The sequence below is a fragment of the Streptomyces sp. AHU1 genome (assembly GCF_045343905.1).
Taxonomy (GTDB): Bacteria; Actinomycetota; Actinomycetes; order Streptomycetales; family Streptomycetaceae; genus Streptomyces; species Streptomyces triticiradicis.
In genome coordinates, this window is sequence record NZ_CP174283.1 from 4,993,334 (window position 1) to 5,020,000 (window position 26,667).

The 26,667-nt window shown below is 72.9% G+C and carries 24 protein-coding genes (1 of these 24 running past the window's edge); 13 read left to right on the top strand and 11 right to left on the bottom strand.

From position 1 onward, the window contains the following. Positions 1-114: 114 nt before the first annotated feature. The 5 genes from cseC to ACICHK_RS22310 all read right to left on the bottom strand — a co-directional run bounded on the left by cseC (position 115) and on the right by ACICHK_RS22310 (position 4,733). Positions 115-1,659, bottom strand: coding sequence for a two-component system sensor histidine kinase CseC (gene cseC, locus ACICHK_RS22290; protein ID WP_406838277.1), 1,545 nt, complete (start codon positions 1,657-1,659; stop codon positions 115-117). Positions 1,660-1,666: 7 nt separating this feature from the next. Next, complete coding sequence (gene cseB / locus ACICHK_RS22295) at positions 1,667-2,368, bottom strand: two-component system response regulator CseB (RefSeq protein WP_151474307.1); 702 nt, start codon at positions 2,366-2,368, stop codon at positions 1,667-1,669. A 17-nt stretch (positions 2,369-2,385) separates the two neighbouring features. Then, entirely contained in the window at positions 2,386-2,982 is a 597-nt protein-coding gene (locus tag ACICHK_RS22300) for a hypothetical protein (RefSeq protein ID WP_406838278.1), read from the bottom strand. A gap of 41 nt (positions 2,983-3,023) precedes the next feature. Beyond that, complete coding sequence (locus ACICHK_RS22305; RefSeq protein WP_103552411.1) at positions 3,024-3,563, bottom strand: SigE family RNA polymerase sigma factor; 540 nt, start codon at positions 3,561-3,563, stop codon at positions 3,024-3,026. A 252-nt stretch (positions 3,564-3,815) separates the two neighbouring features. Continuing rightward, on the bottom strand, positions 3,816-4,733 hold the full coding sequence (locus ACICHK_RS22310; RefSeq protein ID WP_406838279.1) for an A/G-specific adenine glycosylase: 918 nt from the start codon (positions 4,731-4,733) through the stop codon (positions 3,816-3,818). Positions 4,734-4,924: 191 nt separating this feature from the next. On the opposite strand from ACICHK_RS22310, the gene ACICHK_RS22315 reads away from it, so the two are divergent. Continuing rightward, complete coding sequence (locus ACICHK_RS22315) at positions 4,925-5,776, top strand: hypothetical protein (protein WP_406838280.1); 852 nt, start codon at positions 4,925-4,927, stop codon at positions 5,774-5,776. 100 nt (positions 5,777-5,876) lie between these two features. Here the strand turns inward: ACICHK_RS22315 and disA are convergent, their stop codons facing one another. After that, positions 5,877-7,001 (bottom strand): DNA integrity scanning diadenylate cyclase DisA, encoded by a 1,125-nt coding sequence (disA, locus tag ACICHK_RS22320; RefSeq protein ID WP_103552408.1) that lies wholly within the window; start codon positions 6,999-7,001, stop codon positions 5,877-5,879. Positions 7,002-7,069: 68 nt separating this feature from the next. After that, positions 7,070-8,479 carry a DNA repair protein RadA gene (radA, locus tag ACICHK_RS22325; protein ID WP_103552407.1) on the bottom strand — a complete coding sequence of 470 codons (1,410 nt, stop codon included), beginning with the start codon at positions 8,477-8,479 and terminating at the stop codon, positions 7,070-7,072. A 297-nt stretch (positions 8,480-8,776) separates the two neighbouring features. On the opposite strand from radA, the gene ACICHK_RS22330 reads away from it, so the two are divergent. Continuing rightward, positions 8,777-10,573 (top strand): BACON domain-containing protein, encoded by a 1,797-nt coding sequence (locus tag ACICHK_RS22330; RefSeq protein WP_406838281.1) that lies wholly within the window; start codon positions 8,777-8,779, stop codon positions 10,571-10,573. Positions 10,574-10,609: 36 nt separating this feature from the next. On the opposite strand, the gene ACICHK_RS22335 is transcribed toward ACICHK_RS22330, so the two are convergent. After that, on the bottom strand, positions 10,610-11,449 hold the full coding sequence (locus ACICHK_RS22335) for a hypothetical protein (RefSeq protein ID WP_406838282.1): 840 nt from the start codon (positions 11,447-11,449) through the stop codon (positions 10,610-10,612). A gap of 126 nt (positions 11,450-11,575) precedes the next feature. On the opposite strand from ACICHK_RS22335, the gene ACICHK_RS22340 reads away from it, so the two are divergent. The 4 genes from ACICHK_RS22340 to ilvD all read left to right on the top strand — a co-directional run bounded on the left by ACICHK_RS22340 (position 11,576) and on the right by ilvD (position 16,698). Then, complete coding sequence (locus tag ACICHK_RS22340; RefSeq protein WP_151474299.1) at positions 11,576-12,508, top strand: Ppx/GppA phosphatase family protein; 933 nt, start codon at positions 11,576-11,578, stop codon at positions 12,506-12,508. 717 nt (positions 12,509-13,225) lie between these two features. Continuing rightward, positions 13,226-14,050: a sugar phosphate isomerase/epimerase gene (locus ACICHK_RS22345; RefSeq protein ID WP_192582803.1), complete on the top strand. Its 825-nt coding sequence runs from the start codon at positions 13,226-13,228 to the stop codon at positions 14,048-14,050. After that, entirely contained in the window at positions 14,047-14,664 is a 618-nt protein-coding gene (locus tag ACICHK_RS22350) for a TetR family transcriptional regulator (protein WP_406838283.1), read from the top strand. Before ACICHK_RS22345 ends, ACICHK_RS22350 begins: the two co-directional genes overlap by 4 nt. 180 nt (positions 14,665-14,844) lie before the next feature. Further along, positions 14,845-16,698, top strand: coding sequence for a dihydroxy-acid dehydratase (gene ilvD / locus ACICHK_RS22355; RefSeq protein ID WP_406838284.1), 1,854 nt, complete (start codon positions 14,845-14,847; stop codon positions 16,696-16,698). Positions 16,699-16,795: 97 nt separating this feature from the next. On the opposite strand, the gene ACICHK_RS22360 is transcribed toward ilvD, so the two are convergent. Continuing rightward, on the bottom strand, positions 16,796-18,943 hold the full coding sequence (locus ACICHK_RS22360) for a protein kinase domain-containing protein (RefSeq protein ID WP_406838285.1): 2,148 nt from the start codon (positions 18,941-18,943) through the stop codon (positions 16,796-16,798). A gap of 133 nt (positions 18,944-19,076) precedes the next feature. Between ACICHK_RS22360 and ACICHK_RS22365 the strand changes: the two genes are divergently transcribed. The 4 genes from ACICHK_RS22365 to ACICHK_RS22380 all read left to right on the top strand — a co-directional run bounded on the left by ACICHK_RS22365 (position 19,077) and on the right by ACICHK_RS22380 (position 21,549). Beyond that, the gene (locus ACICHK_RS22365; RefSeq protein WP_406838286.1) at positions 19,077-19,388 is read left to right on the top strand and encodes a hypothetical protein; all 312 of its coding nucleotides are present in this window, start codon (positions 19,077-19,079) and stop codon (positions 19,386-19,388) included. Between the two features lie 30 nt (positions 19,389-19,418). Next, complete coding sequence (locus ACICHK_RS22370; RefSeq protein WP_406838287.1) at positions 19,419-19,754, top strand: SH3 domain-containing protein; 336 nt, start codon at positions 19,419-19,421, stop codon at positions 19,752-19,754. 68 nt (positions 19,755-19,822) lie between these two features. Beyond that, positions 19,823-20,350 (top strand): EamA/RhaT family transporter, encoded by a 528-nt coding sequence (locus ACICHK_RS22375; RefSeq protein WP_406838288.1) that lies wholly within the window; start codon positions 19,823-19,825, stop codon positions 20,348-20,350. A 377-nt stretch (positions 20,351-20,727) separates the two neighbouring features. After that, positions 20,728-21,549: a class I SAM-dependent methyltransferase gene (locus ACICHK_RS22380; protein WP_406838289.1), complete on the top strand. Its 822-nt coding sequence runs from the start codon at positions 20,728-20,730 to the stop codon at positions 21,547-21,549. On the opposite strand, the gene ACICHK_RS22385 is transcribed toward ACICHK_RS22380, so the two are convergent. Next, positions 21,513-22,934: a SulP family inorganic anion transporter gene (locus tag ACICHK_RS22385; RefSeq protein WP_406838290.1), complete on the bottom strand. Its 1,422-nt coding sequence runs from the start codon at positions 22,932-22,934 to the stop codon at positions 21,513-21,515. The two genes, ACICHK_RS22380 and ACICHK_RS22385, sit on opposite strands and share 37 nt — an antisense overlap. Positions 22,935-23,299: 365 nt before the next feature. Here ACICHK_RS22385 and ACICHK_RS22390 point away from each other — a divergent pair, with 365 nt between their 5' ends. The 3 genes from ACICHK_RS22390 to proC all read left to right on the top strand — a co-directional run bounded on the left by ACICHK_RS22390 (position 23,300) and on the right by proC (position 26,006). Beyond that, on the top strand, positions 23,300-24,181 hold the full coding sequence (locus tag ACICHK_RS22390; protein ID WP_151474291.1) for an ABC transporter ATP-binding protein: 882 nt from the start codon (positions 23,300-23,302) through the stop codon (positions 24,179-24,181). Then, the gene (locus ACICHK_RS22395) at positions 24,178-25,011 is read left to right on the top strand and encodes an ABC transporter permease (RefSeq protein ID WP_406838291.1); all 834 of its coding nucleotides are present in this window, start codon (positions 24,178-24,180) and stop codon (positions 25,009-25,011) included. The genes ACICHK_RS22390 and ACICHK_RS22395 overlap by 4 nt, the downstream gene beginning before the upstream one ends. Positions 25,012-25,196: 185 nt before the next feature. Beyond that, a complete protein-coding gene (gene proC / locus ACICHK_RS22400) occupies positions 25,197-26,006 on the top strand; it encodes a pyrroline-5-carboxylate reductase (protein WP_406838292.1) in 810 nt (269 codons plus the stop codon). Positions 26,007-26,103: 97 nt separating this feature from the next. Here the strand turns inward: proC and trpS are convergent, their stop codons facing one another. Next, a protein-coding gene (gene trpS / locus ACICHK_RS22405) for a tryptophan--tRNA ligase (protein ID WP_406838293.1) crosses the window boundary here: on the bottom strand, positions 26,104-26,667 show its 3' portion. Its footprint extends 441 nt past the window's final position; only the last 564 of its 1,005 coding nucleotides appear in the window; its start codon lies off the right edge, out of view — the gene reads right to left on this strand; its stop codon occupies positions 26,104-26,106.

The following is a 26,667-nucleotide window of genomic DNA, read 5'->3' on the forward strand; positions in this document are numbered from 1 at the left end:
GACCGGCCCTCCCGGTCCCCGAACCATCACGACGAAGGCCCCCGGCGTCGTCCGCCCCGGGGGCCTTCTCCTGTGCGCGGTGACGGCCGCCACCACGGCGGCCGGGCCTCCCGGCTATTTCCCGGGCGCCTGCAGCATCGGATAGCTGCCGGTGTTCGTCGGCGCGTGCTCCGGCAGCCACAGCACCGCGACCGCGCCCTCGGCGGGTACGCCGTCGGGGGCCCCGATGGGCCGTACGTTGCGGAAGGTCAGCCGTGCGCCGAGTACCCGGGCCTGGCCCGCGGCGATGGTGAGGCCGAGGCCGTGGCCGTCGCCCGCACGGTCGGTGCTGCCGGTGCGGAAGCGGCTCGGCCCCTCGGCGAGGAGCTTCTCGGGGAAACCCGGACCGTGGTCGCGGACACGGATGACACGGCCCTCGACGGTGACCTCGATGGGCGGCCTGCCGTGCCGGGCCGCGTTCGCCAGGAGGTTGAGCAGGACGCGCTCCAGCCGGCGCGGGTCCGTCGTGACCTCCGACTCGTGCACCACGCGGACCTCGACGTCCGCTCCCTTGGCGGCGATCCGCCGGGACACGAACTCGCCCAGCATGATGTCCTGCAGCTCGGCCCGCTCGGAGGCCCCGTCGAGCCGGGCGACCTCCAGGACGTCCTCGACGAGCGTGCGCATGGCCTGCGCGCGGTCCCGTACGAGTTCGGTGGGGCGGCCGGGCGGCAGGAGCTCGGCCGCCGTGAGCAGTCCGGTCACCGGGGTGCGCAGTTCGTGGGCGATGTCGGCGGTCACCCGGCGCTCGGCCTCGAGGCGCTGCTGGAGCGCGTCGGCCATGGCGTCCACGGCCCGCGCGAGGTCGTCGGTCTCGTCGAGCACGACACCGCCGATCGCGTCCCGCACCCGGACGTCCGGCTCGCCCTTGGCGACCCGGTTCGCCGCGGCCGCCGCCTTGCGCAGCCTGCGCGACAACTGGCCCCCTATGAGCACCCCGAGCGCGCTGCCGCCGAAGACGACCGCGATGGAGCCGATGATCAGCGCCTGGTCGAGGTCCTTCATCACGTCCGCGTTGCGGTCCGTGAAGCGCTCGTGCCAGGACAGCACCTGGCCGTTCCTGAGCGGTACGGCGGCCCAGATGTCCGGCACGCCGGTCGGGCTGTCGGAGACGTAGGTCGCCCGCCGCCCCTCGGAGACCTTCGCCATCAGGTCCGACGGAATGGAGGGGTCGTCTATCTTCGCCCCGAACGGCGGCGGCCGGCCCGGCCCGTACATGCGCTGGGCGAGCTGGATGCGCTCGTCGGCCAGGTCGCGCGAGTTGTCCAGCATCGAGACGCGGGCGGCGTTGTGCACGACCAGGCTCAGCGCGACGGCGACCAGCGCGCCGACCAGGGCGATCGCCGTGCTGAGCTTCCAGCGGATGCCCGTGCGGATGCTCGTACCCGAATCCGTGCCCCGGTCGATGCCGATGCCGATCCTCCGGCCCCTGACCCTGACCGCGCCGGGCCGCCCGGCCCCGCCGGGGTCCCGGCCGAGGATCTCGCCCCCGCCGAAACCGGCTCCCGCGCGCGAACCGCCGCTCACACCGCCCCCCGCCTCCGCGCGTGCGCCCGGAACCCGTGCCCGCCCCGCGGCCGAGGATCTCCCCGGAGCCGAGCGCCGAAACATTCCCCGCATGGCGTGCTCAGGCCTTCAACTTGTAGCCGAAGCCGCGGACCGTCTCGATACGGTCCTGGCCGATCTTCGTACGCAGCCGCTGCACATGGACGTCGACCACCCGGGTGTCCCCGCCCCAGCCGTAGTCCCACACCCGCTCCAGCAGCTTGTCGCGGCTCAGCACCGTCCCCGGCGCGGACGAGAACTCCAGGAGCAGCCGCATCTCGGTGGGCGTCAGCGCCACCGGCGTACCGCTCCGGGTCACCTCCATGCCCTCGGTGTCGACCTCCAGGTCACCGAAGACGAGCACCCCGCCCTCCCCCGGAGCGGCACCCTCGCCCGCCGCGCCCCCGCTCGCGTGCCCGAAGCGGCGCAGCACCGCGCGGATGCGGGCGACCAGCACGGCGCCGTCGAAGGGCTTGGTCACGTAGTCGTCGGCCCCGGCCTCCAGGCCGAGCACGACGTCGATCGAGTCGGCGCGCGCGGACACCATGATGACCGGCACGGTCGACTCGTCGCGGATGCGACGGCACAGCGAGACGCCGTCGAGCCCGGGGACCATCACGTCCAGCAGGGCGATGTCGGGGCGGTCGGCGCGGAACGCCTCCAGGCCGGAGAGCCCGTCGGGCATGGCCGTGACCGCGAAGCCGTCGCGCTCCAGGGCGAGTTGCGTGGCCTCGCGGATGACGTCGTCGTCCTCGACGAACAGGACGTGGGTCTGCTCTGCCATCCAGCTGCTCCGCCCGTTCAGTTCGCTTCCGGGGCGGGCGGGTTGGAGCCGCCCACCGCGTTGCTGTAGTCGTTGTGTATCCGGGACCGCTCGACGAAGCGTGTCACGGACCAGCCGTAGGTGATCACTTCCTCGCTGGAGGGGTACGACACCGGGTCGCCCTTCGCGTACAGCTGCTGGGTGACCACCAGGTCGCCCCGGTCGATCTCTGCGTAGACCGGGGGCTCCTCGGCCTTGAAGACATTCTGGTACCGGCCGTTCTCCTCGCGATAGACGTAGCTGCCGACACCCACGGCGTCGGCACAGGTCATCACGTTGATCACGATGTCGTTCGCGGGCCCGCCGGTCAGGTCCCCGTACGACACGTCGACCGGGTACTCGTCGGCGACGCACGGCTTCAGATCGCGCTTGACCGCGGCGCTGACCGTTGGGTCGCCCTTGACGATCCCGACCGCGTCCACGCGCTCGGGCGTCCTGGAGGGCGAACCGGAGACGACGGGCTTGATGCTGCCCTTGGCGACCGCGTCGCCGCCCGCCGGACCCTCGTCGCGGGCACCGGTGCCGCCGGTGGCGCACGCGGTCAGGAAAAGGCCGAGGGCGGTGAGCCCGGCCACCGCCGAACTCCCCGCCTTCAGGGCCGTTCTGCCCCGGACTCCTAGGCCGCGCAACGCTCCCGCTCCTCACGTTCGAGCGCGCGGGCGTCCAGGTCGCGGCTCTCCAGCTCCTCGCGGAGCCGGGCCAGCGCCCGGTGCAGCGTGCTCTTGACCGTTCCGGCCGACATGCCGAGCGCGGCGGCCGTCTCCTCCGTGGACATCTGCTCCCAGTGTCGCAGCACCACCACACTGCGCTGCTTGGGTGCCAGCACCTTCATGATGTCCATCAGCAGCGCGCGGTCCGCGTGCTGCTCGGTGGCGTCCTCCACGCACGCGTCCGGCAGCTGCTCGGTGGGCACCTCCTCCAGCTTGCGGGCCCGCCACCACTCGGTCCGCGTGTTGATCATCACGCGGCGCAGATAGGCGTCGGCGAGGCGCTTGTCCGCGATGCCCTCCCAGCGGCCGTACGTCCGCACGAGCGCGGTCTGGAGCAGGTCCTGGGCGTCGACCGGGTCGGGGACCAGGCGACGGGCGCTGCGCAGCAGCGCGTCCTGCCGCGTGCGGACGTACTCCTCGAATTCGAGCACCTCACCGTGCACCATGATCAACCGCCTCCGTCCCCGTTTCCGACCCGCTTGCTGCCGGTTGTCCGTAGCCTGCGAACCGCTGCCTGTCCGCCGCCGGTCGAGCGGCGCTTCCGCGGTACGGCACTGAAGCTACGGAGGCGTTGTCACGGGGTTGTCCGAGACAGCCTGCGGCCAGCACTCGGCTGTCCGTCGGTTGTGTAACGGCTATGGATACGGGGTAAGAAGAAAGGCCATTGCGCGGTGGTTTGTCCGGTGATGTCCTCCGCGTCAGGCCAGGGGGAGCCGATACAGACCGCCGGGGAGCGGCTCCACCAGACCGTCGGCGACGAGCCCGTCGAGCGCGCGGCCCCGCTGCACCGGCTCGTCCCACACCCGGTCCAGCGCGGCCTGGGGGACCGGAACGTGCGCCTCCCGCAGGACGGCCAGCAGCTTGCCGCGCACCTGGCGGTCCGTGCCCGCGTACGTCTGTCCCTTGCGCGGCGGCCCGTCGTGCTCCGGCTTGCCGGCCAGCCGCCACGCACACCGCTCGGCGATCGGGCAGCGGTGGCACGTCTCGTTCTTCGCCGTGCAGACCAGCGCGCCGAGCTCCATGGACGCGGCGGCCCAGCGCGCGGCCGTGCTCTCGTCCTCGGGCAGCAGGGCGCGGGCGAGCCTGCGCTCGGCGGCCGTGGTGGCGTTCGGCGGGTACTGCACGCCGGTGACGGCGCGGGCGAAGACCCTGCGGACGTTCGTGTCCAGTACGGGATGGCGCTGGCCGTACGCGAACGACGCGACCGCCGCCGCCGTGTACTCCCCGATGCCGGGCAGCGCCAGCAACTGTGCGTGATCGGTCGGTACGTCGCCGCCGTGCCGTTCCGTTATGGCCACCGCGGCGCCGTGCAGGCGCAGGGCGCGGCGCGGGTAGCCGAGCCGGCCCCAGGCCCGGACGGCCTCGCCGGGCGCGTCCTTCGCCAGATCGGCGGGGCGCGGCCAGCGGGCCAGCCACTGCTCGTACACGGGCAGGACGCGGTTGACCGGGGTCTGCTGGAGCATGAACTCGCTGACCATCACCGCCCAGGCGCCGGCATCGGGATGCCGCCAGGGCAGATCGCGGGCGTGCTCGTCGAACCAGTCGATGACGGGGGCGTGGAGGTCCTCGCCGGAGGTGTTCCGGGTGGGCCCGGTGGGCTCGGTGGGTGCAGTCATGGCGATATCGATCCTGCCATGCGACGGTGAGGATGCGGGGACGACGCCGGGGCGGGCGGTGGTGAAAGACCGCACCCGGCGGCCGTCATGGCGCCGGAATGGATGTCCGCCAGGATGATGATCCGGAAAAGTTGGTCCCGGGGCGGCGGGTAGGGCCTGTGACGCGGCCGATCTCTCGTACAGTTTGCGCCGTGGGATCTCTGCGCAATCCGGTCGGGCCGCTACCCTCCACCATCTACTGGCGTCGGAGGGCCGTTCTGCTGTCCGTACTAGGGCTGTTGGCGCTCCTCACCGTCTGGGTGGTCGGCACCCGCGGAGGCGGTGGCGACAACGACGCCGGCGGGTCGAACGGCAAGAACCCCGCCTCCTCGATCACGCCGGGACCGTCCGGCTCGGGTCCCGCGATCAGTCAACACCCGGGCGGGCGGGACGAGTCGAGCGGCGACACCGACAGCGGCGGCGGCACGGGCGACGACGGAAGCGACAGCGGCGGTGGCTCGGGCGGCGGTTCCGGTGACGGCTCGGGCGGCGGTTCGGGCGACGGCTCCACGGGTTCCGGCGCGAGCACCGGCGGCGGCTCCGACGACGGGGCCAAGAACGGCGGCGGGGCGGCCGACCGGCTCCCGGCCGGCTCCACCGTCCCCAACTGCACCCAGGGCAGTGTGAAGTTGACGCTCAAGAGCGTGCGCAACACCTACGCGCCCGGAGAGCAGCCCGAGATCGAGATCGTCGCCAAGAACAGCTCGGGCAGCGACTGCAAGGTCGATCTCGGCCCGAAGAACACGGTCTTGACGATCACTCAGGCCGGGAGCGACGAGGACATCTGGGCCTCGGACGACTGCCCGAAGGACGCGGCGGGCGTCCTCTTCCGCGTACCGGCCGGCGGCCAGACCGTGCACACGGTGAAGTGGGACCGCAAGCCCGGCGCCCCCGCGTGCGCCACGCCCCCTTCGGGTTCGGCGCCCGCCGGCACCTATCTGGTCGAGGCGAAGGCGCCGGGTCTGGCGAAGGCGCAGACGTCGTTCGTCCTGTCCAAGGACTGAGCGCCCCAGGGCCCGGTGAGCGGACCCGGTGAACCCGGGTCCGGAGAACCCGGGTCCGGAGAACCCGGGGCCCGGTGACGAGGGCTCCTGGACGTAACGCTTAGACGTAACGCTCCAGGATCGACGACTCCGCGAGACGGGACAGGCCCTCGCGGACGCTGCGCGCCCGCGCCTCGCCCACGCCGTCGACCGTCTGGAGATCGTCCACGCTCGCGGCGAGCAGCTTCTGGAGCCCGCCGAAGTGCTCCACGAGCCGGTCGATGATCGCGCCGGGCAGCCGCGGCACCTTGGCGAGGAGGCGGAAGCCGCGCGGGGAGACCGCGGAGTCGAGCGCCTCGGGGGAGCCGGTGTACCCCAACGCCTTCGCCACCGTGGACAGTTCGAGGAGCTCGGCGTGGGAGAGCGCGTCCAGCTCGGACAGCGCCTCGTCGACCGTGCGGGAACGCTTGGCGGTGGGCTCGGGCACGTAGTCCCGGACGACCAGCTCGCGGTCGGGCTCGACACCGGCGATCAGCTCGTCGAGCTGGAGGGTCAGCAGCCGCCCGTCGGTGCCCAGTTCCACGACGTACTCGGCGATCTCGGTGGCGATGCGGCGCACCATCTCCAGGCGCTGGGCGACCGCGGAGACGTCCCGGACGGTGACGAGGTCCTCGATCTCCAGCGCCGACAGCGTTCCCGCGACCTCGTCCAGGCGGAGCTTGTAGCGCTCCAGGGTCGCGAGGGCCTGGTTGGCGCGGGAGAGGATCGCGGCGGAGTCCTCCAGGACGCGGCGGTGACCGTCGACGTACAGCGCGATCAGGCGCATCGACTGGGAGACCGAGACGACGGGGAAGCCGACCTGCTTGCTCACCCGGTCCGCGGTGCGGTGCCGGGTGCCCGTCTCCTCCGTCGGGATCGTCGGGTCGGGCACCAGCTGCACACCCGCCCGGAGGATCTTGGTGATGTCCTTGTCGAGCACGATGCCGCCGTCGAGCTTGCACAGCTCGCGCAGACGGGTCGCGGTGAACTCGACATCCAGGACGAATCCACCCGTGCACATCGCTTCGACGGTCTTGTCGGAGCCGAGCACGATGAGTCCGCCGGTGTTGCCGCGGAGGATCCGTTCCAGCCCGTCGCGCAGTGCCGTGCCGGGTGCCACGGCGCTCAGTGAGGCGCGCATCAGGCCATCGGCACCGGAGCTCCCGCCGGACTTTCCGGGAGCTGCTGCCCGGTCGTTGGCTGCCACTGCACTCCTCCGGTCGCAGGTTTTCGGTCGCCCTCGTTTCGTACGGACGGGCGAGACCAGGGCAAAGTCTACCGGCGCGGCTCCTCGTCCCGTGGGGCCTCTCTGCGACGCGAGCGCGGAAGGACACTCAGGGCCGCGCCGATGTCGGCCACTTCCAGGACCTTCATACCGGCGGGAACCTTGCCCGGATCGGTCGGTACGAGGGCGTGGGTGAAGCCCAGACGGTGGGCCTCGGCCAGTCGCCGCTGGACCCCCGTGACCCGTCTGACCTCGCCCGCGAGCCCCACCTCGCCGATCGCCACGAGGTTCTTGGGGAGCGGGACGTCACTGGCGGCGGACGCCAGCGCGAGCGCGACGGCGAGGTCCGCGGCGGGCTCGGAGAGCTTCACACCGCCGACGGTCGCCGAGTAGATGTCCCGCTTGCCGAGGGCGCTGATCCGGCCGCGCTGCTCCAGGACGGCGAGCATCATCGAGACGCGGGAGGTCTCCAGGCCGGATGTCGTACGGCGCGGGGAGGGGATCTGGGAGTCGACGGTGAGCGCCTGGACCTCGGCGACCAGGGGACGGCGGCCCTCGAGCGTGACGGTCAGGCAGGTGCCGGGGACGGGCTCGGCGCGGCGCGTCAGGAAGAGCCCCGAGGGGTCGGCGAGCCCGGTGATGCCCTCGTCGTGCAGCTCGAAGCAGCCGACCTCGTCCGTCGTCCCGTAGCGGTTCTTGACCCCTCGCACGAGCCTCAGCCGCGCGTGCCGGTCGCCCTCGAAGGACAGGACGACGTCCACGAGGTGTTCGAGCAGCCGGGGGCCGGCGATCGCGCCGTCCTTGGTGACGTGGCCCACGAGCAGGGTGGACATGCCGCGTTCCTTGGAGGCGCGGATGAGCGCGCCCGCCACCTCCCGGACCTGGGCCATGCCGCCGGGCGCGCCGTCGATCTCCGGGGAGGCGACGGTCTGGACGGAGTCCAGGATGAGCAGGGAGGGCTTCACCGCGTCCAAGTGGCCGAGGACGGCCGCCAGGTCGGTCTCCGCGGCGAGGTAGAGGTGGTCGTCGATCGCCTTGATGCGGTCAGCGCGCAGCCGCACCTGGCTGGCCGACTCCTCACCCGTCACGTACAGGGTGCGGTGTTCGTCACTCGCCGACTTGGCCGCCACGTCCAGCAGGAGGGTGGACTTGCCGACGCCGGGCTCGCCCGCGAGGAGGACGACGGCCCCGGGCACGAGACCGCCGCCGAGGACGCGGTCCAGCTCGGGCACGCCGGTGCTGCGGGCGGCGGCCTGGCGGCCGTCGACCTGTCCGATGGGCAGCGCGGACGTGGTGACCCGCCCCGGAGCCGTCGTACGGACGGCGGGCGCGCCGTACTCCTCGACCGTTCCCCATGCCTGGCACTCGGCGCAGCGGCCGAGCCATTTGGCCGTCTGCCAGCCGCACTCGGTGCAGCGGTAGGACGGCCGGTCCTTCGCGGATTTCGTACGGGCAGCCATGACCGAACCGTAACCGGAGCCACTGACAACCCGGCACGCCCCCGCCCGGCCCCGGCACGCGACGGCACGCCCTCATCCGGCCCCGGCCCCGTGTCCCGTTCCGGCACCCCCGCGCGACCGGGTCCCGCGCGGAGCCGTCGCCGCCCCCATCTGCCATGGACCGCCATCGCCGCCCGTGACGGCCCAGGCCAGAGGTCGAAGACTCCTGTCCCCTTATGAGGGATCGTTTCACCCGTACGGATTAAATGTGCTCAAGGTGCAGGGAGGTGCTGGCCCCGGGCACCTACGGTCGCACGGGTGATGAGCAGCAGTCCGGAGACCTCCACGCACACCACTGGCGCACGCCGGGCGCACGGAGCCGCGCGCAAACGGGCGGCCGCGCCCCGCGGCGCCACCTCCCGCGCCCTGGTCCAGCGTCCCCCCGCGCGTTACGAGCCCTATCTGGACGGTCTGTTCACCTATTGCCTGTCCGTGCTGTGCGACCACGACGCGGCCACCGCCGCCCTGGGGGACGCCCTCGCCCTCGCCGAGCGGCGCGGTCCGCGCGGACCGGAGGCCGCCGGCGACCGCAGGGCCTGGCTCTACGCGCTCGCGCGCTGGGCCTGTCTGCGCAAGCTCACGGAAGCCCGGCGCAGACGGCAGGCGGCGCACGCCTCCGCGCGGCACACCCCCCGCCGGAACGGTCATCAGGGCGCGTCGAGGGGGACCCGCGGAGAGGCCGCCCTCGAAGGGGCGCGCAAGGCCGCCGCCGACCGGCGCGCGGCCGAGGCGCTGAGCGCCGTTCCCGTGCCCGAGGAGGTCCAGGACCACCGTCGCCGCGAACTCTCCCTGCTGGCCTGGCCGGAGGCCGCCGGGACCACCCCGGAGCAGCGCGAGGCGCTCGAACTCGCGGTGCGCCACCAGCTCGCCGCCCACGAGGTCGCCGCCGTCCTCGGCATGGACCTCGCCGTCGCGCGCGAGCTGCTCGCCTCCGCCGCCTGCGAGGTCGAACGCACCCGCACGGCCCTCGCCGTCGTGGAGACCGGCGCCTGCCCCAGCGTCGCCCGGCTCACCGGCGACAGCAGGCTCGTGCTGAGCAGCACCCTGCGCGGCGAGCTGGTCCGGCACGTCGACGACTGCCCGCGCTGCCGCCGTGCCGCCGAGCGCGCGGTGCCCGGCGCCTGGCCCGGCACCAGCGTCACGCCCGCGGCGCTCCCCGTGCTCCAGGCCCCGCACGCGGCCCTGTGCTCCGCGATGGCGCACGCCCCCCGCGCGCGGGGCAGTGCTCCGCGCTTCGACCGGCGCGGCTTCCCGATGGACCCCAAGGACCACGCTGCCCGGAGGGACCGCCTGCGCGCGCGTGCCGTCACGACGACCATCGTCGCCACCGTCGTCGCCGCCCCCGTTCTCGCCCTGTGGGCCGCGTACCGGGGCGCGCCCCTGGCCGGGGAGGGCGTGGACGGCCGCCCGGCCAGCACCAGCGAGGCCCAGGACCCCGAGGGCCTGGACGGCGGACGGGCGGGCTACGAGAACGCCGGGAACGCCAGCGCGGGCCCCGGCTCCCGCTTCACCGGGGGTCCCGGCTCGTCGGACGTGTCCGTCGAGGTCGTCAGCGCCCGCGGGACCACCCCGGGACACCTGTCGGTGGCGGCCGGAACCAGCGGTGACACGACCCTGATCAGGCTGACCGCGTCCGGCAGCGCCCCGGTCCGCTGGTCCGCGCGCACCGGCGCGTCCTGGCTCTACCTCAGCCGGTCCTCGGGAACGCTCGATCCGGGCGAGTCACTGACGGTCAGGGTGCACGTCGATCACCTTCGCGAGCCGGCGGGCCGCTGGACCGCGCGGGTGGCGATCGCCCCGGCGGGCGCGGTGGTCACGATCACCGGGTACGGGAAGGCGGGCCCGTCCCGCCCCGGCGGGAAACCGGCCCCCACCACGAGCGTCCCGACCCCCTCGGGGCAGGTCTCCACCCCGGCCGCGACCCCCAGCAGCCAGGACCCGTCCCCGACCCCGCCCGACCCGACGCCGACGGCCACCGTCACCGACCCGCCCTCCCCGGACCCGGGCACCTCGTCACCGCCGCCGGGCGACAGCGGCGACCCGGGCACGCCGTAGGGACCGAGCCGCCGCCCGCGGGACCCGGACCCGGACTCAGTCCACCGGATCCGCGGGATGGGGCGCCACCAGCGGCAGCCGCGAGGCCAGCCGCTCCTCGCACAGCTGGGCCAGACGGTCGTACCCCGCCTTGCCCATCAGCTCGATCAGCTCCGGACGGTACGAGACGTACACCGGGTCGCCGGCGCCGTGTGCCGAGGTCGCCGACGTGCACCACCAGTGCAGGTCGTGGCCGCCCGGCCCCCAGCCGCGGCGGTCGTACTCGCCGATGGAGACCTGGAGCACCCGGGTGTCGTCGGGCCGGTCGATCCATTCGTACGTACGGCGCACGGGCAGCTGCCAGCAGACGTCCGGCTTGGTCTCGAGCGGCTCGCGTCCCTCCTTGACGGCCAGGATGTGCAGCGAGCAGCCCGCGCCGCCGGCGAAGCCGGGACGGTTCTGGAAGATGCAGGAGCCCTCGTAGGGGCGGGTCTGGCGGTCGCCGTCCTCGTCCTCGGACACCCAGCCCGTCTCCACGCCCACGTCGTGGTGCTGCCAGATCTCCGGTGTGAGCCGGGCCACGTGCTCGGCCACCCGCTTCTCGTCGTCCTCGTCGGAGAAGTGCGCCCCCAGCGTGCAGCAGCCGTCGTCGGCGCGGCCCGCCTGGATGCCCTGGCAGCCGCTCCCGAAGATGCAGTTCCACCGAGAGGTCAGCCAGGTCAGATCGCACCGGAACACCTGCTCGTCATCGGCAGGGTCGGGGAACTCCACCCACGCGCGAGCGAAGTCGAGGCCCTTCTCGTCGCTCTTCTTCGCGGGCTTCTGGGACTTGGTGGCCTTCGCCCGCGCAGAGTCCGTGGCTGATTTGTCGGACTTCGCCTTTTTCGTCTTTGGCACGCGTCCAGGGTAAGTCGCTTCGGACCGCTCCGGGGACGTCCCCCGCAGTACCACGCAGGTAACCGTTCGACGTGGGCTTTCGCCCCGCTCCACGGGAACCGGCGTGTGGGCAGTAGCGTTCCGTACATGAGACTCGGTGTCCTCGACGTGGGTTCGAACACGGTGCATCTGCTGGTGGTGGACGCACACCCCGGCGCCTGCCCGCTGCCCGCGCACTCGCACAAGGCCGATCTGCGGCTCGCCCAACTGCTCGACGCGAGCGGGGCGATCGGCCCCGAAGGCGTCGACAAGCTGATCGAAACGGTCCAGGACGCCCTGGAGGCCGCCGAGGACAAGGGCGTCGAGGCCCTGCTGCCGTTCGCGACGTCGGCCGTGCGCGAGGCCGGCAACGCCGACGAGGTCCTCGCCCGGGTGAAGGCCGAGACCGGCGTCGAGCTGCAGGTCCTCACCGGCGCCGAGGAGGCGCGGCTCACCTTCCTGGCGGCCCGCCGCTGGTTCGGCTGGTCGGCGGGCAAGCTCCTCGTCCTCGACATCGGCGGCGGCTCCCTGGAGATCGCGTACGGGATGGACGAGGAGCCGGACGCCGCGGTGTCGCTGCCGCTCGGTGCCGGCCGGCTGACCGCGGGCTGGCTGCCCGCCGATCCGGCGGACCCGGCGGACGTGCGGGCGCTGCGCCGGCACGTACGGGCCGAGATAGCCCGGACGGTCGGGGAGTTCAGCCGCCTCGGCACCCCGGACCACGTGGTCGCCACCTCCAAGACGTTCAAGCAGCTCGCCCGGCTGGCCGGCGCCGCCCGCTCCGCCGACGGCCCGTACGTCCAGCGCGAGCTCAAGCGCCGCTCCCTGGAGGACTGGGTCCCCCGCCTCGCGTCCATGACGGCCGACGAACGGGCCGAGCTGCCGGGCGTCTCCCCGGGCCGCTCCGGCCAGCTCCTCGCGGGCGCCCTGGTCGCCGAGGCCGCCATGGACCTGTTCGGCGTCGAGACCCTGGAGATCTGCCCCTGGGCCCTGCGCGAGGGCGTCATCCTGCGCCGCCTGGACCACATGGCATCGGAGTAGAAGAAGAGGGACCGAGCGCCCGGAAGGGGCCCGGGGAACGGCGCGCCCAGCCCCCGCAGGGGAAAGCCGCCCACCGACACAAGCCCCAACGGCGATGGGCTGCCCGGCGCAGGGGCCTTCGGAACGTCCGGAGGCGAGTCGCCCTGAAGGGGCGCGGGGAACGGCGCGCCCAGCCCCTCGCAAGGGGAAGCCGCCCACTGGTCCCGCCCCCACGGTGATGGGGCGCCGCCCCGCGGGTCCCTTGGGAACGTCCGGGGGCGAGTCGCCGTGAAGGGGCGCGGGGAACGGCGCGCCCAGCCCCTCGCAAGGGGAAGCCGCCCACTGGTCCCGCCCCCACGGTGATGGGGCGCCGCCCCGCGGGTCCCTTGGGAACGCCCGGGGGGGGCAGGCGCCCGGAAGGGGCGCGAGGAACGGCGCGCCCAGCCCCCCGCAGGGGGGAAGCCGCCCACCGACACAAGCTCCAACGGCGACAGGGCGCCCCGGGAACGCCCGGCAGGGCCGTGGCATCGATCACAAGCGCAGCCCGGCCCCAGCCCCCACCCCCGCGACCGGGAGCCGAGCCCCACCCCCGGCCGCGGGCCCGAGCGTCCCAGGCCGGAGCCCCCGCCCGCCTCCCGGGCCGGAGGCCGGTCACCCTCCGAAGGGGGCGAACAGCGGCCCCCGGCCGGGCTCGCCACCCCCGCCCAACCGCCGGAGGCACCCCGTACGCTGTCCCTCGTGGCAGAACCAGTCGTGCGGATCCCGGATGCGAAGGTCGCGCTGTCCACGGCCTCCGTGTACCCGGAGTCGACCGCGACGGCCTTCGAGATCGCCGCGCGCCTCGGATACGACGGCGTCGAGGTCATGGTGTGGACCGACCCCGTCAGCCAGGACATCGACGCGCTGCGCCGCCTCAGCGACTACCACCGGATGCCGATCCTCGCCGTTCACGCGCCCTGTCTGCTGATCACCCAGCGGGTCTGGTCCACCGACCCGTGGACCAAGCTCCAGCGCGCGAAGGCCGCCGCCGAGAAGCTCGGCGCGAGCACCGTCGTGGTCCACCCCCCGTTCCGCTGGCAGCGCCAGTACGCCCGTGACTTCGTCTCCGGGATCTGGCGCATGGCCGACGAGACGGACGTGCGGTTCGCCGTCGAGAACATGTACCCCTGGCGCTACCGCGACCGCGAGATGCTCGCGTACGCCCCCGACTGGGACGTGACGAAGGACGACTACCGGCACTTCACGATCGACCTCAGCCACACCGCGACCGCCCGCACCGACGCCCTGCAGATGATCGACCGCATGGGCGACCGCCTCGGACACGTCCACCTCGCCGACGGCAACGGCTCCAACAAGGACGAGCACCTGGTGCCGGGCCGCGGCGTCCAGCCCTGCGCCGAACTCCTGGACCGCCTCGCGCTGTCCGGTTTCGACGGCCACGTCGTCATCGAGGTCAACACCCGCCGCGCGATGTCCAGCGCGGAGCGCGAGGCCGACCTCGCCGAGGCCCTCGCCTTCACCCGGCTCCACCTCGCCTCCGCGGTGAAGGTGCCCCGCGGATGATGGACGCCGCCCCCCGCCGAGGCCGGGGACGCCCCACCCGTACGCAGACCGAGGCGGGCCCCGCCACCCGCGACCGCATCCTCGCGGCGGCCCGCGAGGAGTTCTCCGAGCGCGGCTACGAGAAGACGTCGGTCCGCGGCATCGCCAAGTCCGCCGGAGTGGACTCGGCCCTCGTGCACCACTACTTCGGCACCAAGGAACAGGTCTTCGAGGCGGCCATCGAGGTCGCCTTCGCCCCCGCGCTCGACGCGCCCGAGAAGATCGTCGAGGGTCCCCTGGACGGTGTCGGCGAGCGCCTGACCCGCTTCGTCCTCGGCATCTGGGAGAACCCCACGAGCCGTACCCCGCTGCTCGCGATCGTCCGCTCCGCGGTGAACAACGACACCGCGGCCGCCGTCTTCCGCCGTCTCGTCGCCGCCCAGCTGCTGCGCCGCATCGCGGGCCGGCTCGACGTACCGGACGCGGAACTGCGCGCGGAGCTCGCGGCGGCCCAGCTGGTCGGGGTCGCGATGCTGCGCTACGTGATCAAGGTCGAGCCGCTGGCCTCGGCGGACGTGGAGCGCATCGTGACCCGGGTCGCGCCCGTGGTGCAGGGCCACCTGACGAACCCATGAGCGAGTGGGGCCGCCGCCGGGGCGGCCCCATCCCGGTGAACGCGGCCGACGTGCGCGGACGCCGTACCGGAACAGCCGCTGGGCGAGACATATGTCCCGGGATGCGGACAGCCTGTCCGGATCCTGGAGCACCGGCGTACGCTCGACTCCAGTCCTGATTCTCCGAAGGAGCGAGCGACGATGCCCGAGCTGAGGTCCCGCACAGTCACCCACGGCCGCAACATGGCGGGCGCACGCGCCCTTATGCGTGCCTCCGGTGTACCGGGCGCGGACATCGGACGGAAGCCGATCATCGCGGTCGCCAACTCCTTCACGGAGTTCGTGCCGGGTCACACCCACCTCCAGCCCGTCGGCCGGATCGTCAGCGAGGCCATCACGGCCGCCGGCGGCATCGCCCGCGAGTTCAACACGATCGCCGTCGACGACGGCATCGCGATGGGCCACGGCGGCATGCTGTACTCCCTGCCCTCCCGCGACCTGATCGCGGACTCGGTGGAGTACATGGTCGAGGCGCACTGCGCCGACGCCCTGATCTGCATCTCGAACTGCGACAAGATCACGCCCGGCATGCTGATGGCCGCCCTGCGCCTGAACATCCCGACGGTCTTCGTCTCCGGCGGCCCGATGGAGTCCGGCCGCGCGACCCTGGTCGACGGCACGGTCCGCACCCTCGACCTGGTCGACGCGATCTCCGACGCCGTGAACGACAAGATCTCGGACGAGGACATCCTCCGCATCGAGGAGAACGCCTGTCCGACCTGCGGCTCCTGTTCCGGCATGTTCACCGCCAACTCGATGAACTGCCTGACCGAGGCCATCGGTCTGAGCCTGCCGGGCAACGGCTCGGTCCTCGCCACCCACACCGCCCGCAGGGGCCTGTACGAGGACGCGGCCCGCACGGTCGTCGACATCACGCGCCGCTACTACGACCAGGACGACGAGTCGGTCCTGCCGCGCAACATCGCCACCCACGCGGCCTTCGAGAACGCCATGGCGCTCGACATCGCCATGGGCGGCTCCACCAACACGATCCTGCACCTGCTGGCCGCCGCCCAGGAGGCCGGCGTGCCCTTCGGTCTGGACGAGATCAACGAGGTCTCGCGCCGGGTGCCGTGCCTCGCCAAGGTCGCCCCGAACGTCGCCAAGGACCGCACGTACTACATGGAGGACGTCCACCGCGCCGGCGGCATCCCCGCCCTGCTGGGCGAACTGCACCGCGCGGGCCTCCTGAACGAGGACGTCCACTCGGTCCACAGCCCGTCCCTCTCCGACTGGCTGAAGACCTGGGACGTGCGCGCCGGCTCCCCCTCGCCCGAGGCGGTCGAACTGTGGCACGCGGCCCCCGGCTGCGTCCGCTCCTCCGAGGCCTTCTCCCAGTCCGAGCGCTGGGAAGCCCTCGACGAGGACGCCGAGGGCGGCTGCATCCGCTCCGCCGAGCACGCCTACTCCAAGGACGGCGGCCTCGCGGTCCTCAAGGGCAACCTGGCCGTCGACGGCTGCGTCGTGAAGACGGCCGGCGTCGACGAGTCCATCTGGACCTTCGAGGGCCCCGCGGTCGTCTGCGAGTCCCAGGAAGAGGCCGTCGACAAGATCCTCAAGAAGCAGATCACGCACGGCGACGTCGTGGTCATCCGCTACGAGGGCCCCAAGGGCGGCCCCGGCATGCAGGAGATGCTCTACCCGACCTCGTTCCTCAAGGGCCGCGGCCTCGGCAAGACCTGCGCCCTGATCACCGACGGCCGCTTCTCCGGCGGCACGTCGGGCCTGTCGATCGGCCACGCCTCCCCCGAGGCGGCCTCCGGCGGCACGATCGCCCTCGTCGAGGACGGCGACTGCATCCGCATCGACATCCCGAACCGCTCGATCGAGCTGCTCGTGTCCGACGAGGAGCTGGCGGCCCGCCGAGAGGCCCTGAACGGCGTCTACGCCCCCGCCGACCGCGACCGCAAGGTCAGCGCCGCCCTGCGCGCCTACGCGGCGATGGCGACGAGCGCGGACAAGGGCGCGGTGCGGGACGTCTCGAAGCTGGGTTAGCCTCCCGGCTCCAGGGCCCGGACCGGCCGCCCGCTTCCCGGGCGCCCGTGGAACCACGTGGAGGGGCCGCCCCGGCCGGGGCGGCCCCTCCACGCCTTCACCAGCCCGAGGGATCCCGCCCGTCGACCGCGAAGAGGGAGCCGTCGGGGGCGGTGGCGTAGACGTGGGTGCCGACGGTGAGGGGGGCGGGGAGCGCGCTGACGAGTGAACCCCGACTGCCGGCCAGGTGTGCCTTGGTCTGGCCCAGCAGTGCGCCCCGGACGGTGTCGACGGCGATGAGGCGCCCGTCCACCGTGGTGAGGTAGAGGTGACGCCCGGCCACGGTGGGGGCCGACGCCTTGCTGACGGAGGTCTCCACCCGCCACAGCTGCTTCGACGTCCTCGTGTTCACGGCGACCAGCGAACCGTCGTTCCCCAGCAGATAGGCGGTGTCTCCCTGTACGGCCACCTGCGCCCGGGCCTGCGGGACGCGCAGCGCGGCACGGTGGATCCCGCGGTTCGTCACGTCGTAGCGGAGTACGGCATCCGTGTACTGGTCGATGGTGGTCGAGGCGAACCAGACCGCTCCCTCGTGGGCGGCCACGATGCTCAGCTGCCCGTGCATGGTCCGCTGCCAGTTCGTGGCACCGGTCCGCGGGTCCACGGCGGTCACCCGGGTCGTGGACAGCGTGGGTGTCGCAACCGCGTAGGCGACCCCGTCCCCGAACGACTGGAACTGGGGGAGCTTCGTCCCCGGGACGGAGCGGCGCCACGCCTCCTTGCCGGTGGCGGCGTTCAGCGCGACGACCTCGGAGTCGGGACCGGTGAGCAGGACCATGCCGGCGACGTGGGCGATACGACCGTCGTAACGCTCGATGTCCTTGCTCCAGCGCGTCGCGCCCGTGGTGGGGTCCAGCGCGGTCAGCCGGTGCCCGTTCCCGACCATCAGGAGTCCGCCGGAGAGGACCGGGGCCGGAGTGGAGTAGGTGCTGGTGTCTCCTGCGCCGCTCCGGGACCACAGCACCTTGCCGTTGTCCGGATCGATCGCCGCGGCGAGGACACCGGGCCTGACGCACAGCAGGGTTCGGGGCGTGTACGCGCACTGCGACTGGCCTCCGGCTTCGGCGCCGGAAGCCTTCAGATCGAGGTTCCAGGGCCGGAAGGCGTGCCCGGCCGTGGGAGTGGTGTGGTGTTCCGCCGCCGGGCTCTGCGACCCGCCGGGGAGACCGAGGACGCCGACGACACCGGCGGCGACGGCGAGCCCGGCGGCCGCGACGAGCGCGGGCAGGCGTCGGCGTCGCCCGCCCCTCTTCACGGCAGCCGCGTGGGTACGGTCCTCGGAGCCCTCCGGCCGCTCGTGCAGCGGACGCGGCTTTCGTCCGGGCGGGACCGGCTCCCCGCCGCTGGTGCGCTGTTCGGGAATGAAGGCCCGGGTGTCGTACGAGGCCGAGACCGAGCGCAGCGCGGTCATCAGCTCGTCCGGGGTGGGCCGGTCCTCGGGCTCCTTGGCGAGGCAGCGCGAGACGAGGTCGACCAGCTCCTCCGGCACTCCCGTCAAGTCCGGCTCGTCGTGGACGACTTGATAGGCGACCAGATAGGGACTGTCCGAGTCGAAGGGCCCGCTCCCGGTGGCCGCGTGCACGATCACCGACCCGAGCGCGAACACGTCCGCGGCCGGCCCGACATGCCGCGGCCTGCTGAACTGCTCCGGCGCCATGAACGGCGGTGTGCCGATCAACTTGCCGGTCTCCGTGCGGAGTTCACTGTCGGAGGGGCGTGAGATGCCGAAGTCGATGACTTTCGGCCCGTCCTCCGCCAGCAGGACGTTGCTGGGTTTGAGGTCGCGGTGGACGACACCGGCCCGATGGATGTCCCGCAAGGCCTCGGCGAGCCCGGCCATCAGATGGCGCAGCCGGTCGGTGGACAGTGCGCCGTTCCGCTTGACGTGCTCGGCGAGCGTCGGCCCCGGGATGAACAGGGTTGCCATCCACGGGCGTTCGGCCTCGGGGTCGGCGTCCACCACGGGCGCGGTGAAGGCACCGCTGACCCGGCGCGCGGCCGCGACCTCCTGGCGGAACCGCCCCCGGAACTCGGGATCCTGGGAGAACTCGGCGTGCACGACCTTGACGGCCAGCCGCAACCCGGAGGCGGACCGCGCCAGATGCACGATTCCCATGCCGCCGGAGCCCAGTCTCGTCTCCAGCAGGTACTGCCCGGCATAAAGCGGATGTTCCGCTTCCGTACCGGTGCTGCGCTGTGGCGGCATCACTCACCCCCGTGGGATCGCCCGCATGCGCGACGCGCAGAGCCTAGTCGATCCTTCGTACGAAACCTCGACGGCTTGCTAGCCTCCTCGTGCAGCTTAAGTTTGGCGTGAACCATTCAACGGGGGAATCGATATGGCCACGGAAGACATCATGATCACAGGGGCGGCGGACGAGATGTCGTCCACCGCACAGGCGCTGCGCACGTACCCGCTCGCGCCGGGCCACAACGTCAATGTCCGCAGCGGCCCGGGAACCCACTTCAGCGTCGTCCGGACGCTGCCGGCGGGTTCGCGCGTCTCGATCTACTGCCAGTGCCCGGGTGAGTCCGTCGCCGGCCCGTACGGGACGAGCAACATCTGGGACAACATCGCGAACGGCCAGTTCGTGGCGGACGCCTATGTGCAGACGGGCAGCGACGGCTACGTCACCGCGAAGTGCTCCTGACGTCGAACGAGGAGAACCAAGGTGAAGACCATGTCCGGCAGACGGGCAACGCTGGTCGGCGGGTTCGCCGCCGCGTTCCTGACAGTGCTGGGAGCCGCGTCTCAGGCATCGGCGGACGTCAGAACGTATCCGCTCGCACCCGGTGCGAGTGTCAATGTCCGTAGCGGACCGGGCACGCATTACCCCATCGTCCGCACGATCCCGGCGGGTTCGAGCGTCCCGATCCGCTGCCAGACCGAGGGAGAGTCCGTCAGCGGCTACTACGGGACCTCGACGATCTGGGACAACATCGCCAACGCGCAGTTCGTCTCGGACGCGTACGTGCAGACGGGCAGCGACGGCTACGTCGCCGCGAGGTGCGGCTGACCGGCGCCCTCGCCCCGGAGCACCCGGGGCGGGGCAGCCGGAGCCGCCACCAGGGCGATAATCATCGGGTGAGCGACGAGACCAGCACCGACACCGGAGCCGCCACCGACAAGGGACCCGGCACCGGCACCCCCGCGGGACCCCGGCCCGAGCCCCTGCGTTTCTTCGGGACGACCTGGGTGGAGCACGACGGCGGTTACACCGGCCGCAGGATCGGCGTGGCCGTCGGCTCGGCGGCCGCCGCGGTGGCCGCCTGCTTCGTGCTCCGCTTCGCCTACCAGGGCCTGGCCATCGCGGACGTGGGCACGCTCGTGATCGTGATGGTCGTGCTGATGTTCGCGGTGTGCACCGCCCTCGCGTTCGGCCACACCTGGGAGTCCTTCTCCAAGCGTCCCGACCCCGACCGCCAGGCGTCCCTGCGCGGTCTGCTGACCATCGGTTTCGTCGGCTCCCTCCTCGCCTATTTCTTCCGCTCGCTCTCCGAGGCCCCGGGCGAGAAGCTCCACCGTGAGGAGTACGAGGCGGCCAAGGCCCAGTACACCCGCCGCACCGCGCGCCGAGCCGGCAACCCCGCGAAGAAGCGCCGCCGCGTCTGATCGCCCCGACCACCCGCGTCCGGCAGGAGGGGCCGACCTGCCGCCCCGACCACCCGCGGCCGGGATCCGGCGGAAAAGGCCGAACGACCACCACGAAGCACCCTCGGCCGGGGTCCGGCGGGAGGGGCCGAACAGCCGCCACGAAGCACCCGCACCCGGCGACGCACGGGAGGGGCCGTGCCGGTACATCGAATGCCCGCAGGCCGGACGGATCGGAACCGACCCGCACCTCGAAACCCCGCCGAGATCCGTTCGGATGCGGGCGGATGTACCGGCGCGGCCCCGACCCACCCACCGGCCGCCACCGCCGCCGCGCACCCGAGGCGCGGCAGAAAACGCCCTACCCCGGCCCCGCACCCACCCGCGATCATGACCCCATGACGCCGTCCTCCACCCCACCCGGAGCCACCCGCCACACCACCCGCCACACCACGCGCGCCCACTCCTTCAACGCCGCCGCAGCGCAGTACGCCGCCAACCGCCCCTCGTACCCGTCCGCCCTCTTCGACGCCGTCGAAGACCTCGCGGGCCGGCCCCTGAGCGGAGCCAGGACCGCCGACGTGGGAGCGGGCACCGGCATCTCGACCGGACTCCTGCGCGGCCGCGGCGCGGACGTCCTCGCCGTGGAACCCGGCCCCGGCATGGCCACTGAGTTCCGCCGCGCCCACCCCGGCATCCCGATCGTGCGGGGCAGCGGCGACGCCCTGCCCCTCGCCTCCGCCTCCATGGACCTCCTCACCTACGCCCAGTCCTGGCACTGGACCGAGCCGAACCGCTCGGTACCGGAGGCGCTGCGCGTGCTGCGCCCCGGCGGAGCGCTGGCGCTGTGGTGGAACACCGAGGCGCTCGACGTCCCGTGGATCGAGGCGGCGGCCAGGCGCGCCGAACGCTTCCTCGGCCTGGACGAGAAGGACCGCAAGGCCGGAAAGAGCCCCAGCGCCACTCGCCCCGCCGACTCGCTGATCGCGGACCCCAGCGGGACCCTCGACTTCGAGCACCGCCAGGTCCGCTGGAGCCGGCGCGTCCCGGTGGACACCCGGATCGCCAACGTCGGCAGCCACTCGCAGTTCCTGGTCCTCGGCGAGGAGGCCACCCGGGCGTTCTTCGCCGAGGAACGGAACCACCTCCTCCAGGCCTTCCCGGAAGGGTCCGTGGAGGAGACCTACGTCGTGGAACTGCTGGTGGCGATCCGTTCGTGACCCCGCCCGGCGGCCCACGCGTCGAGGGCCGCCGCACACGCGTGGTCCACGTGCCGCAGTCCGCCCAGCTCCAGCCGTACGACACGGTCGCGGGGCAACGCCTCCAAGGCGTCCAGCAGCTTCGGCAGCCGCAGGAAGGTGGCGTTGCCGACGACCCGTACGACCATTCCCGCGGCCCCCCGGTCCTCCGTCTCCACATGCACGTGGCTGATGTCCCAGGCCGTCTTGGCCACGGCCAGCGCGAGCCCGACCAGCACCCCCTCGAACAGGTTCCCCACCACGATCGCCACCGCGGTCACCGCGAGCACGACCACCTCACCGCGATGCCCGCGCCACAGCTTCCGCACCTCCCGCACCGGCACGAGCTTGCACCCCGCGTGCACCAGCAGCCCCGCCAGCGCCGCCACCGGGATCAGCCCGAGCACCGCGGGCACCACGGCCGTGAAGAGCAGCAGCCACACCCCGTGCAGCACCCGTGACACCTTGGTCTGCGCCCCCGCGTGCACGTTGGCCGCGCTCCGCACGATCACGGCGGTCATGGGCAGCGCCCCGAGCACCCCGCACACGGTGTTCCCGGCGCCCTGCGCGATCAGCTCCCGGTCGTAGTCGGTGCGCGGCCCCTGGTGCAGCCGGTCCACCGCCGCCGCGCTGAACAGCGACTCCGCCGACGCGATCAGCGCGAACGCCAGCACGGTCCCGAGCACGCCCACTTCCGTGAGCCGGCCCAGGTCCGCGGTGGACGGCGTCCGCACGGCGTCGAACAGCCCCCGCACCTCGACCCGCCGCACCGCGAGATCGAAGACCCCGGTGACGGCCGAGGCGAGCCCCACCGCGAGCAGCGGAGCCGGGACCAGCCGGGCGCCCCGCCGCCAGCGCGGCCACAGCAGCAGTACGGCCACGGTGGCGGCGCCGATCGCCAGCGCCACGGGATCGGCGGCACCGGCCAGCGAAACGATCCCGGCGATCTTCCCGAGCCCGCCGGAAGGCGCGGCCGCGTCGCCCATGGCGTACACCTGACCCGCGATCAGCACGAGCCCGATCCCGGCGAGCATGCCCTGCACGACGGCCACGGACACGGCCCGGAACCACCGCCCGAGCCGCAGGACCCCGAGCCCGAGCTGCACGAGGCCAGCGCCGAGCACCAGTACGCCCAGCGCCTGGACCCCGTACGACCGCACGGCCTCGTACACCAGCACGGTCAGCCCGGCCGCGGGCCCGCTCACCTGCAGACTGCTTCCGGGCAGCGCCCCGGCGACCAGCCCGCCGACGATTCCGGTCACCAGCCCCAGCTCGGCGGGCACACCGGACGCTATGGCGACCCCGACACACAGGGGCAGCGCCACCAGGAAGACGACGAGGGACGCGAACAGATCGGCTTTGCGCATCACGACAGCACCTCCGGTCGACAGCGGGAGATGCGTGGGTGCCGTGCCGGGGGAGGGCACGACGGACCCGGCGACCCGGCAGGGAGCCGTTTCGCACAGTGAAATCCATTGTCAGGTAAGCCCGTTGATCGCGCAGCCCCTCCGGGCCGCTGTCACGCGAACGCGGGAGCGCATCGCTCGGCGACGCCGCGGACGATCCCGTTCCGTTCACGCCGACGCGCGCCCGCGCCGCCCGGCGCTCCGGCTCCCCGAACCGCCGGTACTCCGGCTCCCCGAACCACCCGGCACGCCGGCCGTTCGGCCGCTCCGCCGGTACCACGCGGCCCTTGACCGGCGCACCCCGCGAGAGCAATATTCATCACGCGATGATTATTCGTTCGCGCCCGCCCGACCCCACAGGAACAGCCGTGTCCCTTTCCCCGCCCGCCGTCCGCGCCGAAGGCCTCACGGTCGTCCGCGGCACCCGCACCGTCCTGCACGGACTCGACTTCACCGTCCCGCGCGGCCAGATCACCGGCCTGCTCGGTCCCTCCGGCTGCGGGAAGTCCACCCTGATGCGCGCGACCGTCGGCACCCAGGCCAAGGTCGGCGGCACCCTCGAAGTCCTCGGCCTCCCCGCCGGCGACGCCGCGCTGCGCTCCCGCATCGGTTACGTCACCCAGGCGCCCTCCGTCTACGACGACCTGACCGTCCGCCAGAACCTCGACTACTTCGCCGCGATCCTCGACCCGGGCAGGGCCGCCGCCGAACGCCGGCACGCGGACGTCACCCGGGTCATCGCCGACGTCGACCTCACCTCCCGCGCCGACGCCCTCGCCGGAAACCTCTCGGGCGGCCAGCGCAGCCGCGTCTCCCTCGCCGTCGCCCTCCTCGGAGCCCCGGAACTCCTGGTCCTCGACGAGCCCACCGTCGGCCTCGACCCCGTCCTGCGCCGCGACCTGTGGAACCTCTTCCACTCCATCGCCGAGGAACGCGGCACGACCCTCCTGATCTCCTCCCACGTCATGGACGAGGCCGAGCGCTGCCACCGGCTCCTCCTGATGCGCGAGGGCGGGATCCTCGCCGACGACACCCCCGAGGCCCTCCGCGAACGGACCGGCTCGGACACCGTCGAAGCCGCCTTCCTGCACCTCGTGGACGAGGCGGTCGCGGCCGCGCGCGAGCCCGCGCCGACCACGGCCGGGAAGTCCCCGGACGCACAGCCCCCGGCCACCGGCCCCGACTCCCGCGAGGAGACCGCCCGATGAGTTCCACCGCGGCCACGAACCCCACCCCTCCCACCGCGTCCACGGGCCCCGGCACCCCGCGGGAGCCCGCACCGGCGTCCCGCCCGAGCGCGCTCGACCTCTCCCGTACGACGGCCACCGCGGCCCGCGTCCTGCGCCAGCTGCGGCACGACCCGCGCACCATCGCGCTGATGATCCTCGTCCCCTGCGTGATGCTGGTCCTGCTCCGCTACGTCTTCGACGGCAGCCCGGGCACCTTCGACTCCATCGGCGCGTCCCTCCTCGGGATCTTCCCGCTGATCACGATGTTCCTGGTGACCTCGATCGCGACCCTGCGCGAACGCACCTCCGGCACCCTCGAACGCCTCCTCGCCATGCCCCTGGGCAAGGGCGACCTGATCGCCGGATACGCCCTCGCCTTCGGCGCGATCGCCATCGTCCAGTCCGCCCTGGCCACCGGACTCGCGGTCTGGCTCCTGGGCCTCGACGTCACGGGCTCGCCCTGGCTGCTCCTCCTGGTGGCCCTCCTCGACGCCCTCCTCGGAACGGCCCTCGGCCTCTTCGTCTCGGCGTTCGCCGCCTCCGAGTTCCAGGCCGTCCAGTTCATGCCGGCGGTGATCTTCCCGCAGCTCCTCCTCTGCGGCCTGTTCACCCCGCGCTCCGACATGCACCCCGTCCTGGAGGCGATCTCCGACGTCCTCCCGATGTCGTACGCGGTCGACGCCATGAACGAGGTCCTCAGGCACACCGACGCGACCGCGACCTTCGTGCGCGACGTACTGATCGTCGCCGGGAGCGCGCTGCTGGTCCTGGGACTCGGCGCGGCGACCCTGCGCCGCAGGACGCAGTAGGACCCCGCGACCGGGCGGACGGCCGCTCGCGGCCCTCCGCCCGGCCCGCGGCCCTCCGCCTCGATCCATGGCCTCCGCCGCGACCGTGGGCGACGCCGTCCGCCCACCGGACATCCCACCCGCCCCCATGATCCCGGTGGGAGGATGAACGTGGACGACTCAACCCCCGGAGGGCACCCGCAACCATGCCTCAGAAAGTCGCAGTCCTCGGCACCGGCAAGATCGGCGAAGCCCTGCTCAGCGGAATGATCCGAGCCGGCTGGGCCCCCACCGACCTCCTGGTCACCGCCCGTCGGCCGGAGCGGGCCAGGGAACTCCAGGAGCGCCACGGCGTCACCCCGGTCTCCAACGCGGAAGCGGCGAAGACCGCCGACACCCTGATCCTCACCGTCAAGCCCCAGGACATGGGCGCCCTCCTCGACGAGCTCGCCCCGCACATCCCCGCCGACCGCCTGATCGTCAGCGGCGCGGCGGGCATCCCGACCTCCTTCTTCGAGGAGCGCCTCGCCCCCGGCACCCCCGTCGTCCGTGTCATGACGAACACCCCCGCCCTCGTGGACGAGGCCATGTCCGTCATCTCCGCCGGCAGCCACGCCACCGCGGAGCACGTGGCGTACGCCGAGGAGATCTTCGGCGCCGTCGGCAAGACGCTCCGCGTCCCCGAGTCCCAGCAGGACGCCTGCACCGCCCTCTCCGGTTCGGGACCGGCGTACTTCTTCTACCTGGTCGAGGCCATGACGGACGCGGGCATCCTGCTCGGCCTGCCCCGCGACAAGGCCCACGACCTGATCGTCCAGTCCGCGATCGGCGCCGCCGTGATGCTCCGCGACAGCGGCGAGCACCCCGTGAAGCTCCGCGAGAACGTCACCTCCCCCGCGGGCACCACGATCAACGCGATCCGCGAACTCGAGAACCACGGCGTACGCGCCGCGCTCATCGCGGCACTGGAAGCGGCCCGCGACCGCAGCCGCGAACTCGCCTCCGGCAACAGCTGACACCGGCTCCCGCTCCGCCCGCCCCTCGGCCCCGAGTACGACCCCGGGGCCGACCGGCCGACCCGCCCGAAGCCCGGTCAGCCGGTCAGCCGGTCGGTCATCCGGCCGAGGGCGCCAGCAGCCCGATGGCCTCGTACGCCGAGTCCACCGTCGGCCGCGCCATCTCCCTGGCCCGCCGCGCGCCGTCCCGCAGCACCCCCTCCACGTACGAGGGATCCGCGCACAGCTGCTTGTGCCGATCCTGTACGGGCCCGAGGAGCTCCACCACGGCGTCGGCGGTGTCCTTCTTCAAAGCCCCGTACGACGTGTACCGACCGCTCAGGACCTCGGGGTCGCCGCCCTCGCACGCCGCCAGGATCTCCAGCAGATTCGAGACCCCGGGCCGCTCCTGCGGGTCGTACTCGACGTCCTGCCCGCTGTCCGTCACCGCGCGCATGATCTTCTTCCGCACGGTCCCGGGCTCGTCGAGCAGATAGACGACACCCGGCCCGACGTCGTCGCTCTTCCCCATCTTCGACGTCGGCTCCTGCAGGTTCATGACCCGGGCCGCGACCTCCGGCCGGGTCGCCCGGGGCACCACGAACGTGTGCCCGTACCGCTGGTTGAACCGCACCGCCAGATCCCGGGTCAGCTCGACGTGCTGCGTCTGGTCGTCCCCGAC

Coding starts and splice junctions, on each gene's coding strand:
- ACICHK_RS22360 (WP_406838285.1), bottom strand. CDS start 18,943: ATGCCGCCACAGCGCAGCACCGGTACGGAAGCGGAACATCCGCTTTAT.
- ACICHK_RS22350 (WP_406838283.1), top strand. CDS start 14,047: ATGATGGACGCCGCCCCCCGCCGAGGCCGGGGACGCCCCACCCGTACG.
- ACICHK_RS22305 (WP_103552411.1), bottom strand. CDS start 3,563: ATGGTGCACGGTGAGGTGCTCGAATTCGAGGAGTACGTCCGCACGCGG.
- radA (WP_103552407.1), bottom strand. CDS start 8,479: ATGGCTGCCCGTACGAAATCCGCGAAGGACCGGCCGTCCTACCGCTGC.
- ACICHK_RS22340 (WP_151474299.1), top strand. CDS start 11,576: ATGAGACTCGGTGTCCTCGACGTGGGTTCGAACACGGTGCATCTGCTG.
- ACICHK_RS22385 (WP_406838290.1), bottom strand. CDS start 22,934: ATGCGCAAAGCCGATCTGTTCGCGTCCCTCGTCGTCTTCCTGGTGGCG.
- ACICHK_RS22365 (WP_406838286.1), top strand. CDS start 19,077: ATGGCCACGGAAGACATCATGATCACAGGGGCGGCGGACGAGATGTCG.
- ACICHK_RS22370 (WP_406838287.1), top strand. CDS start 19,419: ATGTCCGGCAGACGGGCAACGCTGGTCGGCGGGTTCGCCGCCGCGTTC.
- ACICHK_RS22380 (WP_406838289.1), top strand. CDS start 20,728: ATGACGCCGTCCTCCACCCCACCCGGAGCCACCCGCCACACCACCCGC.
- ACICHK_RS22395 (WP_406838291.1), top strand. CDS start 24,178: ATGAGTTCCACCGCGGCCACGAACCCCACCCCTCCCACCGCGTCCACG.
- ACICHK_RS22390 (WP_151474291.1), top strand. CDS start 23,300: ATGATTATTCGTTCGCGCCCGCCCGACCCCACAGGAACAGCCGTGTCC.
- proC (WP_406838292.1), top strand. CDS start 25,197: ATGCCTCAGAAAGTCGCAGTCCTCGGCACCGGCAAGATCGGCGAAGCC.
- ilvD (WP_406838284.1), top strand. CDS start 14,845: ATGCCCGAGCTGAGGTCCCGCACAGTCACCCACGGCCGCAACATGGCG.
- ACICHK_RS22310 (WP_406838279.1), bottom strand. CDS start 4,733: ATGACTGCACCCACCGAGCCCACCGGGCCCACCCGGAACACCTCCGGC.
- cseB (WP_151474307.1), bottom strand. CDS start 2,368: ATGGCAGAGCAGACCCACGTCCTGTTCGTCGAGGACGACGACGTCATC.
- cseC (WP_406838277.1), bottom strand. CDS start 1,659: ATGCGGGGAATGTTTCGGCGCTCGGCTCCGGGGAGATCCTCGGCCGCG.